The organism is Streptomyces durmitorensis, from assembly GCF_023498005.1.
Lineage (GTDB): Bacteria > Actinomycetota > Actinomycetes > Streptomycetales > Streptomycetaceae > Streptomyces > Streptomyces durmitorensis.
Genome location: NZ_CP097289.1, coordinates 8,101,287 through 8,118,710, shown reverse-complemented (window position 1 = coordinate 8,118,710; position 17,424 = coordinate 8,101,287). Strand labels below are relative to the sequence as shown.

Below are 17,424 nucleotides of genomic sequence, written 5' to 3'. Positions count from 1 at the left end.
TCAGTCGGCGAGCATGGCGGCCACGCTCGCGAGGACCTGCGGGTCGTCGTCGAACGCGACGTGGCTGCGCGCCCCCGCGCGCAGACCGGGGCCGACGTCGCCGGGCGACCAGACCGTGCGGGCGGGGTCCGCCCGCAGGAAGCCGCGCAGGTCGTCGGATTCGGGTCCCGTGGCGGCGGGGTCGAGGTACCAGTGCTGCATGCCCGCGATCGGTGTGACGACGGACCGCTGGGCGGGCCCGCGCTCCAGGACTCCGGAGATGAAGTAGAGCAAGGACCTCGGATACAGGAACGGCACCAGGTGGTCGGCCTGCTCGGCCGCGTCGGTCATGGTGAACATCCGGAACCGGTCGAAGAGTTCGGCCTGGCGGCGGACCACGGGCGCCAGTTGAGCCACCGTGCAGGCGGGTGCGAGGAGCACCACGTCCCGCAGCCGGAAGTCGGCGGGGAGGGGGTCGTCGTCCTCGGCGCGCCTGCGCGCGAGGTCGTCGAGGAGGTTGGAGATGAACACGGCGCCCGCGCTGTGGCCGACCACGGTCACCTGGGGGCGGGTGCCGGAGGCGAGCAGCTCGGCGAACCGGTCGAGGAAGTACCGTCCGGCGCGGACCTCGTCGCCCGCGGCGGTGAACGTGTCGGCGGTCTGCCGCTTCATCGCGCCCCAGATCGCGGCGCCCGCGTTGGCGAGGTAGAACTCGCGCAGGATCTCCTCGACGACCGTCGGATAGAGGCCGTGGTCGTTGCGCTGCCGGAAGCGGCCCACGACGGCGGCCACCACCCGCACGGTCTTGCGCACGACCAACGCGGTGCTCACCAGGGCACGTTCCCCCGTGCCCGCCCTGGCCGCGAGATCGGCCACGACGTCGGGTGACATCAGTGTGGCCGCCGCGGCACGCCCCCCGATGACTTCTCGCGCCGCGGCGACCGGCTCTGTGGGGTGGACCTGGGCGGGTGGCACCACCGAGTTCACGATCTCCCGGGTGCGCTCGGCCAGTTCGGTGTCCGCCGAGAGTTCGGCGGCGATCTGCTTCTGCTCGGCCTCGCTCAGCGGCGGCACGTCCGGCGGCGCGGTCAGCCGCGCGTACGGCTCCTGCCCCGCCCGCACCTGGGCGAGTTCGGCTGCTACCGCCCTCGGGGAAGGGGTGGCCACCACCCCGAGGGCGCGCTGTCCCGGCTGCCGGAAGACGGTGCCGGTGGCGTAGCGGGTGACGCGGTTGAGCAGCGTACGGAAGACGCTCTCGTTCAGGATCTGCGGAAGGTTGCCCCGCAGGGTCTCCAGGAGTCCGCTGCTCCACACGAAGAAGACGGGATCGGCGCCGGCCGCCTCGTACACGGGCGTGAGCCGCTCGGCGGTGGCGAACCCCAGCGTGTCGTCGATGAGTCCACCGTGGAAGTGCAGCACGACGCGCGGCCGGTCCTTGAGCCCGGCCACGAGCTCGTCAATGTCGGCGGTGGTGGTCGAGGCGAGCCGACCACCCTGCCGGCTGTGGATGCACCGTTCACGGAAGGAAGCCATGCCCAGGAAGGTAGGACGGCCGCGCCGCCCGGACATCGGGGGCGGGCTCAGGGAAACCCCTGGCTAGGAACCCGAGGGGGTGCCCATCCACTCGGCCTCGTACTCGGCGTACGTCCCGTCGTGCGTCGCCAGGTGCGTGAACTGGTCGACGTACTCCTTGAATTCCTCGTCCCCGCGCGGCAGTGCGTAGGCCTTCTCGGAGAAGGTGAAGGGCTTCTCCGGGTGCAGGGAGCAGAGTTCGGGGTGGATCTTGGCCTGGTAGCGGGTCTCGCTCGCGTCCGTCATCATCACGTCCGCGCGGCCCTCGATGATCTCCTGGAAGATCGTGGTGTTCTCGGGGTGCTGCTTGATCGTGGCCTGCTTGATGTGGGCGCGTGCGAACTGCTCGTTCGTGCCACCGGGATTGACGATGACGGTGGTGCCCGTCTTGTCGATGTCCTTGAGTGTGCCCTCGCCGAACTTCTCCTTGTCGGCGCAGCGGATGATCGGCGTCTTGCCGTCCTCGCGGGTCGGCTCGCTGAAGTAGACCTGGCGGGCGCGCGGCAGGGTGATGGAGACGCCGCCGACCGCGATGTCGCAGCGGCCCGCCGCGACGTCCTTGGTCAGGTTCGCCCAGGTGGTGGCCACGTACGTGGGCTTGGCTTCCAGACTTTTCGCCAGGTCCTCGGCCATCTTGATGTCGACGCCGCTGTATGTGCCGTCGGCGGGGTCGAGGTGGGTGAACGGGCGGTAGTCGCCCGTGGTGCACACCTTCAGGATGCCCGTCTTGGGCACGGAGTCCAGCAGGCTGCCGTGGTGGCGGTCCTTGCCGCGCCCGGCGTCGGGGGACGCGGGCGCGGCAGCCGTGACGGCGAGCAGACAGACCAGGGCGGACAGGGTGGCGGCACGCTTCACGGGGGCTCCTCCGGGCGGGTTCGCGGCTCGAAGGGATCACCCTCGCAGAACCGTTCTGGCCGGTGAAGCCCCTTCTCATCAGGCGATCACCGGGTTCTTCAGGCGAGCGGCGTCAGCCGGGCCGCCCTCAGGACGGGGCCGTCCCCGCCCTCGCCCCCGTCGTCGTACGCGTCCTCGTCGAACGGGTACAGCGGGCGCTCCACCCGGTGGTGACCGAGCCGCAGCAGGTCCTGGTCGACGCCGCCCGGGGTGAGGGCGAGGAGCCAGTCGGCGGCCATGTCATGGAGCTCGGGCTCCAGATAGCCGATCTTGACCACGACCAGGTCGAAGGTGCGCGGGTCGACGCCGAGGCCGCCGTCCGCCGGTCCCATGAAGTCCGCGAGGGTGTGGAAGGGCTTGCGCCGCTCGACCAGGATCACGGTCACGCCGCCGGTCTTCACGGCCGCCATGTCGACGCCCCGGTCGTACGCGCCGCCCTCCGCCCGGTCCTTCTGCTCGGCCGCGCGCTGCAACGCCACGACGGTGCCCGTGAGTTCGTAGGGGCCCCCGTGGTTCGCGTCGACCTTGCCGCCGACGCTCAGGGCGACCTCGGCGCCCACTCCCGCTTCGAAGCAGCGGGCGACGGCGACGGGGTCGGTGATGCCGGGGTGGACCGCGGTGACCTTCCCGGAGCGGATCGCGTCGTTCTCCAGGAGCTTGCCCAGCATGTACGCCAGGTCGCCGGCGCCGCCCGCCGTGGGGTTGTCGCCGGAGTCGCTGATCAGGAAGGGCCGCTTCGTCGAGGCCACCGCCTGGGCGATGCACTCCTCGGCGCCGCCGGTGGGGCCGACGAAGAGGAAGTCGCGGCGCGCGTCCCAGTAGCGGCGGGCAAGCTTCTCGGCCTCGGCGGCGGCAAGTTCGGCGTCTTCCCCGGTGACGACGATCGCGGCCTTGCAGCGCGGTTCGTCCGCCCAGGCGTAGCCGACCCACATCGCCGCGTCGAGGATGCCGGGCAGCTGCTCGATGTCGGCGAGCGAGGCGTAGAGGGATTTGGCGGGCTCCAGGCGGGTGCTGGTCTTCTCGCCGGGCAGGAGCACCGGCACCTGCACCCAGGCGCGGTGCGGCCGGGTGCCCTCGCGCAGGCAGCGCACGAGATTGCGCGCGGCGCGCTCGCGGGTCTCCCAGGCGTCCTCGTGCGGGGCGAGGCGGTGGGCGGTGAGCAGGTCGATCGGCTCGGCGAACCGGCGCGAGACGTTGCCGTGCAGGTCCATGGCGGTCGACATCATGGGGCGGCCCCCGTCGGGGGTGCCGACGGCGTCGAGCGCGGCGCGGACGGCTTCCGTCAGATCGGCCTCGGCATCGGTCAGGCCGACGACGCTCATCGCGCCGTGGATGTCGTAGACGAGACCGTCCAGGGGGCCCGACTCCCGTATGCGCGTGACCAGTTCGTCCTTGAGGACCAGGTACGACTCGGCCTCCACCGGGCCGCCGGGCAGCGAGGTCGCGTGCAGGAGGGGCACCCACTCGACCGTGCGGGCCAGGTCCGAGTCCGGCCGGGTCCAGGTGTAGCGGTCCAGGAGGTCCTGGCCGCGGGTCTGACGGAAGTCGTCGGTGGTGGAGCGGTGCGGGCAGAAGGTGGAGGACTCGATGCCGATGCCGCCGATGCCGATGCGGAGGCGACGCTGGTTCGTCGTGGGGGTGGTCGTGCCGGTCATGCGCGGGCGCTCTCTTCCTGGGACGACGGGTCCTGGGGTGCCGGGGAGTGGGGTGCCGGGGAGTGGGGGAGGTTCTGGCGCAGGGCGGTGAGTCCGGCGCCGAGGAGGCCCGCGTCGCGCCCTGTCACGGTGGTGGTGATCTCCAGGTCCGCGGTGGCCAGGGGCAGGCAGCGCTCGTAGAGGACGCCTCGTACGGCGGCGACGAGCGGTTCGGCGGTGGCCAGGACACCGCCGAGGGCGACGGCCTGGGGGTTGAAGAAGTTCACGACGACGGACAGGACCGTGCCGATGTGCCGTCCCGCGGTGCGGACGAGGGTGGTGGCCTGCGGGTCGCCGTCGGCGACGAGGCGCAGGAGTTCGGTGGTGTCCTCCACCTCGACGCCCTGGGCGGCGAGTTCGCGGATCAGGGCGGCGCCGCTGGCCACGGTCTCCAGACAGCCGATGTTCCCGCAGCTGCACGGGCGGTCGCCCGCCGCCTCGATGCGTACGTGACTGATGTCGCCCGCGGAGCCGTTGGCGCCGTCGTGCGGGCGCCCCGCCACGATGACCCCGCTGCCGATGCCGCGGCCCGCCTTGACGACGACCATGTGGTCGAGGCCGGGGCGTGCGGTGCGGTGCTCGCCGACGGCCATCATCGTGGCGTCGTTGTCGACGGTGACGGGGATGCCGAGCCGTTCGGCGAGGACGTCGCGCAGCGGGTAGCGGTGCCAGCCCGGCATGCGGGACGGGCTCAGGACGCGGCCCTCGGCGGGCTGCACGGGGCCGGGGAAGGCGACTCCGAGGGCGCGGACGGCGCGGCCCGCCTCGCGCTGGCGGGCGCCCATGTCGGCGACCTGGCCGCAGAGCCAGTCGACGGCGGACTCGGGGCCCGCGGTGATGTCGTGCGGCAGGTCGACGGCGTCGAGGACCGTGCCGCCGAGGTCGACGACGCCGATGCGCGCGTGGTGGCTGCCGAGGTCGGCGGCGAGTGCGACGCCGCCCTGCGCGTGGACTTGGAGCAGCCGGGGCCGGCGGCCTCCGCGTGAGGCGCCCTCGCCGGACTCGGTGAGCACGCCGGCGCTGACGAGTTCCTGCACGCGCAGCGACACGGTGGAGGGGGCGAGCCCCAGCTCCCGTACGAGATCGGCCCGGGAGGAGGCGGCGCCCGAGGAGACCAGCTGCAGGATGTGCTGCGCCGACCCCGGTTCGCCGTGCGGTGTACCGGCCATGCCGCCCCCAGTTGCTTCGATCAGTTCGTTCGACATCGAGACGAACACTAAGTCCACTCAAAGCAAGTTGGCCAGACCCTCCCGATTTTGAGACTTCTTGCCGAACGAAGCTCTTGACTTGATTTTGTCGCCAGACCTAGCGTTCAGGCGCCGCCCGTCGATCTCCGGCACGGTCCGGCTCTCGCATCCTTGGAGGCCCTTCGCCATGCGCTCAAGGCGATCATGTCCCCGCGCGCGGCGCCGCGCTCTCATAGCCGCGGCGGCGTCCGTCGCCGCGCTCGCCCTCACGGCAGTGACCGGCTGCACGAAGGAGGGCGGCCGCGTCGACATGGGCCCCACCGGCGGCACCCCGGTCGAGGGCGGCACCGCCACGATGGCGCTGCAGCCCGCCGCGACGCCGAACTGGATCTTCCCGATCGGCGCCCCCGGCTACGGCGCCTCGTACAACTACGGGATCCAGTCGCTGCTCTTCATGCCGGTGTACGACGCCGTGCAGGACAAGGGCGAGCTGACCACGCACGGCCCGAGCACGCTCGGCGGGAAGCCGAGGTTCAGCGACGGCAACAAGACCGTGACGGTGCCGCTGCGCGAGGGCGTGAAGTGGTCCGACGGAAAGCCGGTCACCTCACGCGACATCGAGTTCTGGTTCAACCTCGTCAAGGCCAACAAGGCGAGCTGGGGCAACTACTCGGTCGGCACGATGCCCGACAACGTCAAGCGCTTCGAGACGGTCGACGACCACACCGTGCGCCTGCACCTGAGCCGCGCGTACAACCCCGACTGGTTCACCGCCAACCAGCTCACTCTGATGCGGGCCCTGCCCCAGCACGCCTGGGACGCCAGGACCGACGGCGGCGAGGTCGGCGACTGGGACCGCACCAAGGACGGCGCCAAGACCGTCTTCGCGCGGCTCACGCGGCACGCCAAGAGCCTGGGCTCGTACGGCTCCGACCCGCTGTGGAAGACGGTCAACGGCCCCTGGAAGCTGGCGGGCTGGCGCGACAGCGGCCAGGTCACCATCGTCCCGAACGAGAAGTACACCGGCCCCACGTCGCAGCGCCCGCACCTCGACAAGGTCGTCTTCAAGCCCTTCACCACCGCCGACTCCGAGTACAACGTGCTGCGTTCGGGAGGCGTCGACTACGGCTACATCCCGCCGTCGGTGATGGCGCAGAAGGAGAAGTTCGAGGAGAAGGGCTACCGCACCGACCCCTGGGAGGGCTGGGCGGCGACGTACATCGTCTACAACTTCAACTCCACGCACGCGGGCCCGATGATGGACCAGCTCTACATCCGCCGGGCGATGCAGCATCTCGTCGACCAGAAGGCGATGAGCGACGTCATCTGGCAGGGCAGCGCGACACCGACGCTCGGTCCTGTGCCGGTGACACCGAAGAGCCAGTACCTGTCCGAGGCGATGGAGAAGAACCAGTACCCCTTCGACGTGAAGAAGGCTCAGCGGCTGCTCAGCGAGCACGGCTGGAGGACGGTGGACGGCACCGCACGGTGCCTACGCCCCGGAACGGGCGCCGACGCGTGCGGCAAGGGCATCGCGAAGAACGCTCCGCTCGAACTCACCCTGCTCTCCCAGTCGGGCTCCACCGAGACGACGAACATGATGCAGGAGCTCAAGTCCTCGCTCTCCAAGGGCGGGATCGACCTCACCGTGCGCCAGCAGCCGCTGAACTCGGTGCTCGGCAACTCCGTGCCCTGCAAGGCCAAGGACCCCGGCTGCGACTGGGACATGTCGTTCTTCGGGACGGCGGGCAGCTGGTACTACCCGCTCAACCCCAGCGGTGAGCAGCTCTTCTCCACCGGCGCATCCGCCAACTTCGGCAACTACAGCGACAAGAAGGCCGACCGGATCATCCGCGCCGTGCAGTACTCGCCCGACATGAAGGCGATGCACGCGTACGGCGAGTACCTCGCCGAGCAGCTCCCGGTGATGTGGATGCCCAACCCCGCCTACCAGGTCTCCGTGATCCGCAACGACTTGCGGGGCATCGGCCAGAACCCGACCGTCACCTTCGCGCCGCAGGACTGGTACTACGTCAAGAAGAAGGGAGCCGACAAGTGACCGGCTTTCTGGTCAAGCGCTTCCTTCAGGCGCTCGTCGTGCTGTTCCTGGTCTCGATCATCGTCTTCACCCTGCTCCACATGCTGCCCGGCGGCCCCGCACGCGCCATCCTCGGCCCCAAGGGCACCCCGCAGCAGATCGAGCACTTCAACCACCAGCAGGGGTACAACCGTTCGCTGCCCGCGCAGTACGTGATGTACCTGAAGCGGCTGTTCACCGGCGACCTCGGCGAGTCGTTCAAGCTCAACTCGCCGGTCTTCGACCTGCTCAAGCAGCGCCTGCCGAAGACCCTGCTCCTGACGGTGCTCTCCACCGCGCTCGCGGTGGTCATCGCCGTCCCGCTCGGTCTGCTCCAGGCCGTGCGGCGCGGCAAGGCGTCGGACTACGCCCTGACGGGGCTCGCCTTCCTGCTCTACGCGACGCCGGTGTTCTTCCTCGGCCTCATCATGATCATCCTGTTCGCGCAGGTGATGCCGATCCTCCCGGCTGAGGCACCGCAGGGCGAGAGCGTCGGTGAACTCCTCGGCGACTTCACGGGGTTGGTGCTTCCGGTCGTCACCATGGCGTTCGGCATCGTGGCGATGTTCAGCCGCTACATGCGCTCGGCGGTCCTCGACAACCTCACCGAGGAATACGTCCGTACGGCGATGGCCAAGGGCCAGTCGAGCCGCCGCATCATGGTCCGCCACGTCCTGCGCAACGCGCTGATCCCGCTGGCCACCCTGCTCGGCCTGTATCTGCCGACGCTCTTCAGCGGGGCGCTCGTCGTCGAGTCGATGTTCAACTACCCCGGCATGGGGCTGCTGTTCTGGAACGCGGCGCAGGGCTCCGACTTCCCGGTCCTTCTCGGCGTGACGCTCGTCGTCGGCGTCGCCACCGTCGTCGGCTCGCTGCTCACCGACATCCTGTACGCCGTCCTCGACCCCCGGATCCGGAGCGTGGCATGAGTACCGCGACCGCAGACGTCACCCCAGAGGCCGCTCCGGGGAACGAGGCGGCGGCCCAGGCCACGCCCTCGCTCGCCCGCCGCACCCTCCAGGTCTTCACCGGCAACAAGCTCGCCCTGACGGGCGTGGTGGTCCTGGTCCTGCTCCTTGGCTTCAGCTACCTCGGACCACTGCTCTTCTCGACAGAACAGACGCACACCGACCTCTCGCAGGCCAACCTGGCGCCTGGCAGCCCCGGCCACCTCCTGGGCACCACCGACCTGGGCTACGACATGGTCGGGCGGCTGATGGTCGCCGGGCAGACCTCGCTCGAAATAGGCCTGGCGGCAGGGCTGTTGGCGACGCTCTTCGGGACCGTGTACGGCGCGGTCGCGGGGTACTTCGGCGGCTGGGTGGACGCGGCCATGATGCGGATCACGGACGCCGCGCTCGCGATCCCGGCGATGTTCCTGCTCGTCGTGGTCGCCGCGATCATCACGCCCAGCAAGGGCGTCCTCATCGTCATCATCGCCTCGGTCGCCTGGCTGTCCCCCGCCCGCCTGGTGCGCGGCGAGGCGCTCTCGCTGCGCGACCGCGAGTACGTCCAGGCGATGCGGATGATGGGCGGCGGTGGCGCGCGTGCGGTGTTCAAGCACATCGTGCCGAACGCGATCGGCACGGTCATCGTCAACTGCACCTTCCAGATCGCCGACGCCATCCTCTACGTCAGCTACCTGGCCTTCCTCGGTCTGAGCATTCCGCCGCCCTCGGCCGACTGGGGCTCGATGCTCTCGGCCGGCATCACCTACACGCAGAACGGCTACTGGTGGCTGATCTTCCCGCCGGGCATCGCGATCGTCCTGGTCGTCGCCGCGTTCAACTTCATCGGTGACGGGCTGCGGGACGCGTTCGAAGTACGGCTGCGGAAGTAAGGGAGAACCCACAAGATGACCGAGCCTCTGCTCAAGAACGAGTCCCTGATCAAGAACGAGCCTCTGATCAAGAACGAGCCTCTGCTCAGGATCGACGATCTGCGCGTCGACATCACCTCGCGCGACCGCACCGTCCACGCCCTCGACGGCGTCAGTCTCGAACTCGCCCCGGGTGAGGCCCTGGGCATCGTCGGCGAATCGGGCTGCGGCAAAACCATGACCGCGCTCAGCGTCCTCGGCCTTCTGCCGCCCGGCGGCGAAGTCACCGGCGGACGCGTCCTGTTCGACGGACAGGACCTGGCAACCGCCCCCGCCCCGGTCCTTCAGGACGTACGGGGCAACACCATCGGCATGGTCTTCCAGGACCCGCTCACCTCGCTGAACCCGACGATGACGATCGGGGCGCAGGTGGCCGAGCCGCTCGTCCTGCACCGCCCCGACCTGAGCAGGAAAGAGGCGTGGGCGCGGGCCGAGGAGATGCTGCGCCTGGTCGGCATGCCGCAGCCCGCCGAGCGCATGAAGGCCTACCCGCACCAGCTGTCGGGCGGCATGCGCCAGCGCGTGGCGATCGCCATGGCCCTGGTCTGCGAGCCGAAGCTGCTCATCGCGGACGAACCGACCACCGCCCTGGACGTCACGACGCAGCACCAGATCCTGGAGCTGATCGACGGCCTGCGCGAGCGGCTCGGCATGGCGATGATCCTGGTCACGCACGACCTGGGCGTCATCGCCAACCGGGTCGACCGGGTCGCGGTGATGTACGCGGGCAAAGTCGCCGAACAGGCGGACGTGCGCGCCCTGTTCGCGCGACCCCGGCACCGCTACACGGAGGCGCTCTTCGCCTCGCTCCCCGAGCGCGCCGCGGACAGCGGCACCGCGCTCCACACGATCCCGGGCCTGCCGCCGAACCTGGCGGCGCGCCCCACGGGGTGCCGCTTCGCCCCGCGCTGCACCTTCGCGACCGACGAGTGCGGCGCGAGCGAGCCGCAGCTGACGGACGACGAAGTGCGCGGCGGCGAGCACCGGTTCGCCTGCTTCCACCCGGTGCCGGACAACGCCACGGAGGCGGAGGTCGTGATCCCGCCGACCGTGCCGGCGCCGCGCGCCCCCGGCAACGTACTCCTCGAACTCGACGCCCTGGCCAAGGACTTCCCCCTCAAGGGCGGCGCCTTCTCGCGCAGCCGGGGGACGGTCAGCGCGGTGGGCGGGGTGTCCCTGGAGATCCGCAGGGGCGAGACCTTCGGCATGGTCGGCGAGTCCGGGTGCGGCAAGACCACGCTCGGGCGGATCGTCGCGGGCCTGGAGGAGCCGACGGCCGGACACGTGCGCTTCGACGGGCACGACCCCGCCCGGATGTCCCGGACGGAACGGCGGGCGCACCGGCGGCGCGTGCAGCTGATGTTCCAGGACTCCACGGCCGCCATGGACCCCCGGATGCGGGTGGGCGAGATCCTGCGGGAGCCGCTCGTCATCCAGGGCGTCGGCAGCCGCGGCGACCAGGAGAAGCTGATCGGCGAACTCCTGGACGCGGTCGGCCTGCCGCGCGGGGCCGTGCACCGCTACCCGCACGAGTTCTCCGGCGGTCAGCGTCAACGCCTCGGCCTGGCACGGGCGTTGACGCTCTCCCCCGACCTGGTGGTCGCCGACGAGCCGGTCTCCGCGCTCGACGTCTCCGTCCAGGCGCAGATCCTGAACCTGATGCGGGAGTTGCAGCGGGAACGCGGCCTGACGTATCTGTTCATCTCGCACGACCTGGCGGTGGTGCGCCACCTGGCGGACACGGTCGGTGTGATGTACCTGGGCAAGCTCGTCGAGTCGGGCCCGGCCGCACAGGTGTACGCGCACCCGCTGCACCCCTACACACGGGGACTCCTGGACACGGTCAACCTGCCGGACCCACAGGCCGCGGACGGCGTGGACCGCACTCCCCTGGAGGGCGAGACACCCTCGGCCGCGAAGCCCCCGTCGGGCTGCCGCTTCCGCACCCGGTGTCCCATGGCCCAGGAGGTGTGCGCCACCACGGAGCCGCTGGTGAGCACCCCGAACGGTGCGGGACACCAGGTCGCGTGCCACTTCCCCCTGTCCGCGCCTCGGCTAGCGTCGGCAGTGTGAAACTCGCGGATGCACTCACCCGCCGCCCGCTCGTGCTCGACGGCGGCCTCTCCAACCAGCTGGAGGCCGCCGGGCACGACCTGAGCGATGCCCTCTGGTCGGCGAGGCTCCTTGCCGACGAGCCGGAGGCCATCGCGGCGGCGCACCGGGCGTACTACGAGGCGGGCGCGGACATCGCCACCACGGCGAGCTATCAGGCGACGTTCGAGGGCTTCGCGAAGCACGGCATCGACGCGCTGAGCACCGCCGAGCTGCTGCGCCTGAGCGTGGAGTTGGCGCGCGAGGCGGGCACGTACGTGAGGCGCCAGGTGTGGGTGGCCGCGTCTGCGGGCCCGTACGGGGCGATGCTCGCGGACGGCTCCGAGTACCGGGGCCGCTACGGCCTGACGGTGGCGGAACTCGAACGCTTCCACCGCCCGCGCCTGGAGGTCCTGGCCGACGCGGAACCGGACGTCATCGCCCTGGAGACGGTCCCTGACACGGACGAGGCGCGGGCCCTGCTGCGGGCGGTGCGCGGTCTGGGCGTGCCCGCCTGGCTCTCGTACACCGTCTCCGGCGGCTACACACGGGCGGGCCAGCCCCTGACGGAGGCCTTCGCCCTGGCGGCCGACGCCGAGGAGATCCTCGCGGTCGGCGTCAACTGCTGCGATCCGCAGGACGCGGACGCGGCGGTGCGCCTCGCCGCGCGCATCACGGGCAAGCCGGCGGTGGCCTACCCCAACAGCGGCGAGACGTGGGACGCGGCCGCCAGGGCGTGGCGGGGTCCGGCCCACTTCACCGCGGGCCGGGTCACGGGATGGCGGGACGCGGGGGCGCGGCTGATCGGGGGGTGCTGCCGGGTGGGGCCGGAATCGATCGCGCAGGTGGCCGCGGAGCTGTCCGGCGGCGAGGGCCACGGTGAGGGGCCGCAGTGAGGGCTCAAGGACGCGCACCACGTCCGTCACCCCCGACCTGACCTGCGAGAACGCCCGGCCCAGGGGTGACTGTCAGTGCCGAGGTGCAGACTGAGCCCTACCTGTGACAACGACGTCCCGGAGGTGGCTCACCATGGCCGAGATCATTCTCACCGTAGGCACCCGCAAAGGCCTCTTCATCGGCCGTAAGCGCAGCGGCGCGAGCACCTGGCAGTTCGACGAGAGTCCGTACTTCAATGCCCAGGCCATCTATTCGGTGGCCATCGACACCCGAGGCAGTTCCCCCCGCCTCCTGGTGGGCGGCGACAGTTCCCATTTCGGCCCGTCCGTCTTCCACTCCGACGACCTCGGCAGGACGTGGACGGAACCGCCCAAGGCGGCCGTCAAGTTCCCCAAGGACACCGGGGCCTCCCTGGAGCGGGTCTGGCAACTGCACCCCGCGGCGGCCGAACCGGACGTGGTGTACGCGGGCACGGAACCGGCCGCCCTGTACAAATCGCGGGACCGCGGCGAGACGTTCGAGCTCGTGCGCCCACTCTGGGAGCACCCCACACGCGACAAGTGGGTGCCGGGCGGCGGCGGAGAAGGCCTGCACACGGTACTGACCGACCCGCGCGACCCGGACGCGGTGACGGTCGCCGTCTCCACCGCCGGAGTCTTCCGCACCCTGGACGGCGGCAAGAGCTGGGCCCCGTCGAACAGCGGCGTCTCGGCGGTCTTCCTGCCGGACCCGGACCCGGAGTTCGGCCAGTGCGTGCACAAGGTCGCGCGGGACGCGGTCGATCCGGACCGGCTGTATCTGCAGAACCACTGGGGCGTGTTCCGCAGCGACGACGCGGGCGCGCACTGGACGGACATCGGCGAGGGCCTCCCCTCCGACTTCGGTTTCGCGGCCGTCGCCCACCCGCACCGCGCGGACACCGCCTATGTCTTCCCGATCAACGCCGACATGGACCGCGTCCCCGCCGACCACCGATGTCGTGTCTACCGCACGAGCGACGCGGGCAAGAGCTGGGAGCCGCTCAGCGCGGGCCTCCCGTCCGGCGACCACTACGGCACGGTGCTGCGCGACGCGATGTGCAGCGACGACCAGGATCCGGCGGGCATCTACTTCGGCAATCGCAACGGCGAGGTGTACGCATCGGCGGACGACGGGGACAGCTGGCAGGAGTTGGCCTCCCACCTGCCCGACGTACTGTGCGTCAGGGCGGCGGCCATCGGTTGATCGACGCCCCCGTTACGGCAGTAGGGTGACGCCGTGGCACCACGACCCTTGCATGAAATCGTCGAAGCGGGCTGGGCGAAGGCCCTCGAACCCGTCGCCGGGAAGATCACCGAGATGGGCGGCTTCCTGCGCTCGGAGATCGCCGCGGGACGCACCTACCTCCCGTCCGGGCCGAACGTCCTGCGGGCGTTCCAGCAGCCCTTCGACGAGGTGCGGGTGCTGATCGTCGGCCAGGATCCCTACCCGACCCCCGGGCACGCGGTGGGTCTGTCGTTCTCGGTCGCGCCCGAGGTGCGTCCGCTGCCCGGCAGCCTCATCAACATCTACCGCGAGCTGGGCTCCGACCTGGGGCTCCCGTCGCCGACCAACGGCGACCTCACGCCCTGGACCCAGCAGGGCGTCCTGCTGCTCAACAAGGCGCTCACCACGGCCCCGGGGCGTCCCGCCGCGCACCGGGGCAAGGGGTGGGAGGAGGTCACCGAGCAGGCCATCAAGGCGCTCGCCGCGCGCGGCCGTCCCCTCGTCTCCATCCTGTGGGGGCGCGACGCCCGCAATCTGCGGCCGCTCCTTGGCCCGCTGCCTTCGGTCGAGTCGTCGCACCCCTCGCCGATGTCGGCGGACCGCGGCTTCTTCGGCTCGCGCCCCTTCAGCCGGGCCAATGACCTCCTTGTCCAGCAGGGCGGGCAGCCGGTGGACTGGCGGCTTCCGTGACGGTCGCCTCGTGTGTCATCGGAGTCGACTCGGGCGGCTCCGGGATGCGGGTCGCCCTCGCCGGTGCGGACGGGTCGGGCCGGTCCGCCCAGGTGAGCTCGGAGGACCCGGTGCGCACCGGTGCGCGCGGCATCGACGCCGGGCACTTCACGGAGCAACTGGCGCCCATGGCACGGGAGTTGCTTGAGCGGTCGGGCAACGCCCGCGTCACTGCCGTGGCCATCGGCGCCGCGGGCATGGCGACCCTCGGTGACGACCTGCGCGCGGAGCTGCCGTCCGCGCTCCACCGGGCGCTGGGCGTCGGTCGTCTGGCGCTCGCCGCCGACGCCGTCACCGCGTACGCGGGCGCGCTGGGCGATCGCCCCGGCGCGGTCGTCGCCGCGGGCACCGGCATGATCGCGATCGGCACGGATCTGACCGCCTGGCACCGCGCCGACGGCTGGGGGCATCTGCTCGGCGACTGCGGCGGCGGCGCGTGGATCGGCCGCGCGGGCCTCGATGCGGCGATGCGCGCGTTCGACGGCAGACGTCGCGGTTCGAAGGCGCTGCTCGCCCGCGCCGAGGAACTCTTCGGCCCGGCGCCCGGTCTGCCCGGACAGCTCTATCCCCGTACGGACCGGCCCGCGATGCTCGCCTCGTTCGCGCCCGAAGTGGCGCGCTGCGCCCCCGACGACCCCGTGGCCCAGGCGATCCTGCGGGACGCCGCCCGGCACATCGCCGATGCCGCGGCGGCCGTCTGCCCGTCGTCCGACGCGGTGGGCCAGGGTGAGCAGCCCGAAGTCGCCCTGACGGGAGGCCTGTTCAAGATGGGGGACGCACTGCTCGGCCCGGTGCGGGCGGAGCTGAAGGACTGTCTGCGGCACGTGCGTCTCGTTCCGGCCGCGGGCGACCCGCTGGACGGGGCCGTGCGTATCGCCCGCGACATCGCCGCGCAGCGGTTGCGCCTGCCGCTCGACCCGCGCATGCTCAGCGTCCACATCGGGCACACCGGGTACGACAGTTGACCACTTACATAGTGTGACAGTTGAGCACTACGTAACTCATAAGACAAAAGCGGACTTATACCGCCCACCTGTACCCTCCCCGAACAGCGAAGCCCCAGAGACCAGTAGCATGCGGGGCCATGAGCTCCCCCACCGGGCCCGCATCAGGCCTGCCCGTACGAATGCCGCGACCCCGCCAGCCCGGTCGGCACCGCCGCCCGGAGCCCGTGGCGGCTCCCGAGAACGCGCCCGCGCTCGTTCTCGCCGTACCGGGCGTACCCAGCACCGCCACGCGCAGCCTCGCCGAAGAGGTCGTGAGCATCGCCCGCTCCGAGCTGCCCGGCCTCGACGCACGCATCGGGTACCTCGACGGCACCGAGGACGCCACGACCACCTCGTTCCCGGAGTTCCCCTCGCTGCAGTCCGTGCTCGCGCACGCCGCGACCGAGCGCACCGCCCGCTATGAGCAGGCGCGTGCCGCGGGGTCGGACGCCGCCGAGCCCGACGGCCCCGTCGCCGTCGTGGTGCCCCTCCTCGCGGGCCCCGACAACGCGCTGATGCGGCGCGTGCGCCAGGCCGTGATGGACAGCCGTGCCCCGGCCGAGCTGACGGACGTCCTCGGCCCGCACCCGCTGCTCGCCGAGGGGCTGCACGTGCGTCTGTCGGAGGCCGGGCTCGCCCGCGCCGACCGCGCCCGGCTGTTCACGGTGGCCACCGCCGCGGACGGCATCGTCCTGGCCACGGTCGGCGGCGAGGAGGCCGTGCAGGCCGCCGGGATCACCGGCATGCTGCTCGCGGCCCGCCTCGCGGTGCCGGTGATGGCCGCCGCGCTCGACCAGGAGGGCGCCATCGCGAACACCGCGGAGGAGCTGCGCGGCTCCGGCTCGACGCAGCTGGCGCTCGCCCCGTACCTGATCGGTCCCGAGATCGACGGCAGCCTGCTCGACGCCGCCGCCAAGGAAGCCGGCTGCTCGGTGGCCGAGTCGCTCGGCGCCTACCCCGCGATCGGCAAGCTGGCCCTCTCCAAGTACACGTCGGCGCTCGGGATCGCCCCGCAGCAGCCGTCGGGCGCGCCGGTCCACTGACCGCACCGCGCCGGCAGACCTGATGCCGTCACGCCGCCTGGCCCGCCCCCTGATGCAGGGGGCGGGCCAGGCGGCGTGAGCGGGGCGCGGCGGCTCAGCCGAAGATCACGCAGGACGCGGCAGGGGCCTCGACGGAGCCCGCGCGGCGCGGGATGCCCGTCGCCGGGTCGATCACGAACCAGGTCACGTCGCCAGACCGCTCATTGGCCGCGTACAGGAACCGCCCGGACGGGTCGATGGCCAGGTCACGCGGCCAGTGGCCGCCGCAGGGCACGGTGGCGGTGAGCCGCGGCCTGTCCCCCGCCTCGTCGAGCGCCAGCACCGAGATGACGTCCTGGCCACGGGTGGCGGTCCACAGGAACCGGCCGTCGGGTGCGATGACGGCCTCCGAGGGGAAGGCCTCGCCGTCGCCGTCCGCGGGGCCCGGCAGGACGGCCGCCTCGCCGAGCGGCCTGAGGGCGCCGTCGGCGGCGTCCCAGGCGCAGATCGTGACGGTGGGGGCGAGTTCGTTCAGGACGTACGCACGGTCGCCGCGCGGGTGGAACACGAGATGCCGCGGGCCGGATCCCGGCCGCAGCGCGATCTCGCGGTGCAGGGTCGGCTCGCCCGCCGCGGTGAGCTCACAGACACGTACGGAGTCGGTGCCGAGGTCGACGCTGACCACCCAGCGGCCGCTCGGGTCGGGCAGGACCTGGTGGGCGTGCGGCCGCTGCTGGCGCTGCGGGTGGGGCCCCGCGCCGGTGTGCCGCAGGACGCCGGAGAGGGCGGGGGCGAGACTGCCGTCGGAGCGCACGGGCACGGCGGTGACGCTGCCGGAGCCGTAGTTGGCGGTGAGGACGTGCCCGGCGTGCAGGGCGATGTGGGTGGGCGCCTCCCCGCCGACCGCCACCGGCGGCCCGGCCTGCTCGGCCTTGTCGCCGCTGAGGCGGTACGCGGCGACGGCGCCGTCGGACGTCTCGCTGACGGCGTAGAGCATGTCGCCCGCGGCCGACAGCGCGAGGTACGAGGGGTCGGCGACCGTGTCCGTGGCGCCGAGGACGGTCAGCGCACCGCTGTCCGTGTCGACCGCCGCGGTGAGGATCCCCGGCCCGCCCGCCGCGGTGAAGGACCCGATGTACGCCCGTTGAGAGCTCCCGTACCTGCCGACCACT

The 17,424-nt window shown here is 71.7% G+C and carries 14 protein-coding genes; 9 read left to right on the top strand and 5 right to left on the bottom strand.

The genetic code is table 11. The features are described 5' to 3' along the window. The 4 genes from M4V62_RS36360 to M4V62_RS36345 all read right to left on the bottom strand — a co-directional run bounded on the left by M4V62_RS36360 (position 1) and on the right by M4V62_RS36345 (position 5,344). Positions 1 to 1,512, bottom strand: coding sequence for a hypothetical protein (locus M4V62_RS36360; protein ID WP_249591426.1), 1,512 nt, complete (start codon positions 1,510 to 1,512; stop codon positions 1 to 3). Between the two features lie 63 nt (positions 1,513 to 1,575). Beyond that, the gene (locus M4V62_RS36355; protein WP_249591425.1) at positions 1,576 to 2,406 is read right to left on the bottom strand and encodes a transporter substrate-binding domain-containing protein; all 831 of its coding nucleotides are present in this window, start codon (positions 2,404 to 2,406) and stop codon (positions 1,576 to 1,578) included. 98 nt (positions 2,407 to 2,504) lie between these two features. Then, positions 2,505 to 4,100 (bottom strand): M81 family metallopeptidase, encoded by a 1,596-nt coding sequence (locus tag M4V62_RS36350; protein WP_249591424.1) that lies wholly within the window; start codon positions 4,098 to 4,100, stop codon positions 2,505 to 2,507. Continuing rightward, positions 4,097 to 5,344 carry an ROK family transcriptional regulator gene (locus M4V62_RS36345; protein ID WP_344646396.1) on the bottom strand — a complete coding sequence of 416 codons (1,248 nt, stop codon included), beginning with the start codon at positions 5,342 to 5,344 and terminating at the stop codon, positions 4,097 to 4,099. The genes M4V62_RS36350 and M4V62_RS36345 overlap by 4 nt, the downstream gene beginning before the upstream one ends. Before the next feature lie 169 nt (positions 5,345 to 5,513). Between M4V62_RS36345 and M4V62_RS36340 the strand changes: the two genes are divergently transcribed. From M4V62_RS36340 to M4V62_RS36300, 9 genes are all read left to right on the top strand, one after another. Beyond that, on the top strand, positions 5,514 to 7,385 hold the full coding sequence (locus M4V62_RS36340; protein WP_249591423.1) for a peptide ABC transporter substrate-binding protein: 1,872 nt from the start codon (positions 5,514 to 5,516) through the stop codon (positions 7,383 to 7,385). Continuing rightward, positions 7,382 to 8,332 carry an ABC transporter permease gene (locus tag M4V62_RS36335; RefSeq protein WP_249591422.1) on the top strand — a complete coding sequence of 317 codons (951 nt, stop codon included), beginning with the start codon at positions 7,382 to 7,384 and terminating at the stop codon, positions 8,330 to 8,332. Before M4V62_RS36340 ends, M4V62_RS36335 begins: the two co-directional genes overlap by 4 nt. Then, the gene (locus tag M4V62_RS36330; protein ID WP_249591421.1) at positions 8,329 to 9,243 is read left to right on the top strand and encodes an ABC transporter permease; all 915 of its coding nucleotides are present in this window, start codon (positions 8,329 to 8,331) and stop codon (positions 9,241 to 9,243) included. The genes M4V62_RS36335 and M4V62_RS36330 overlap by 4 nt, the downstream gene beginning before the upstream one ends. Before the next feature lie 15 nt (positions 9,244 to 9,258). Next, positions 9,259 to 11,355 carry an ABC transporter ATP-binding protein gene (locus M4V62_RS36325; RefSeq protein ID WP_249591420.1) on the top strand — a complete coding sequence of 699 codons (2,097 nt, stop codon included), beginning with the start codon at positions 9,259 to 9,261 and terminating at the stop codon, positions 11,353 to 11,355. Further along, positions 11,352 to 12,269 (top strand): homocysteine S-methyltransferase, encoded by a 918-nt coding sequence (gene mmuM / locus M4V62_RS36320; protein ID WP_249591419.1) that lies wholly within the window; start codon positions 11,352 to 11,354, stop codon positions 12,267 to 12,269. Before M4V62_RS36325 ends, mmuM begins: the two co-directional genes overlap by 4 nt. A 133-nt stretch (positions 12,270 to 12,402) precedes the next feature. Then, positions 12,403 to 13,494, top strand: coding sequence for a WD40/YVTN/BNR-like repeat-containing protein (locus M4V62_RS36315; RefSeq protein WP_249591418.1), 1,092 nt, complete (start codon positions 12,403 to 12,405; stop codon positions 13,492 to 13,494). Between the two features lie 33 nt (positions 13,495 to 13,527). Next, positions 13,528 to 14,205, top strand: a complete 678-nt coding sequence (locus M4V62_RS36310; protein WP_249591417.1) for a uracil-DNA glycosylase — start codon at positions 13,528 to 13,530, stop codon at positions 14,203 to 14,205. Then, the gene (locus M4V62_RS36305; RefSeq protein WP_283779128.1) at positions 14,202 to 15,209 is read left to right on the top strand and encodes an N-acetylglucosamine kinase; all 1,008 of its coding nucleotides are present in this window, start codon (positions 14,202 to 14,204) and stop codon (positions 15,207 to 15,209) included. The genes M4V62_RS36310 and M4V62_RS36305 overlap by 4 nt, the downstream gene beginning before the upstream one ends. Positions 15,210 to 15,328: 119 nt before the next feature. Next, positions 15,329 to 16,273 carry a sirohydrochlorin chelatase gene (locus M4V62_RS36300; protein WP_249591416.1) on the top strand — a complete coding sequence of 315 codons (945 nt, stop codon included), beginning with the start codon at positions 15,329 to 15,331 and terminating at the stop codon, positions 16,271 to 16,273. Positions 16,274 to 16,367: 94 nt separating this feature from the next. On the opposite strand, the gene M4V62_RS36295 is transcribed toward M4V62_RS36300, so the two are convergent. After that, positions 16,368 to 17,423 carry a lactonase family protein gene (locus M4V62_RS36295; RefSeq protein ID WP_249591415.1) on the bottom strand — a complete coding sequence of 352 codons (1,056 nt, stop codon included), beginning with the start codon at positions 17,421 to 17,423 and terminating at the stop codon, positions 16,368 to 16,370. Position 17,424 lies beyond the last annotated feature (1 nt).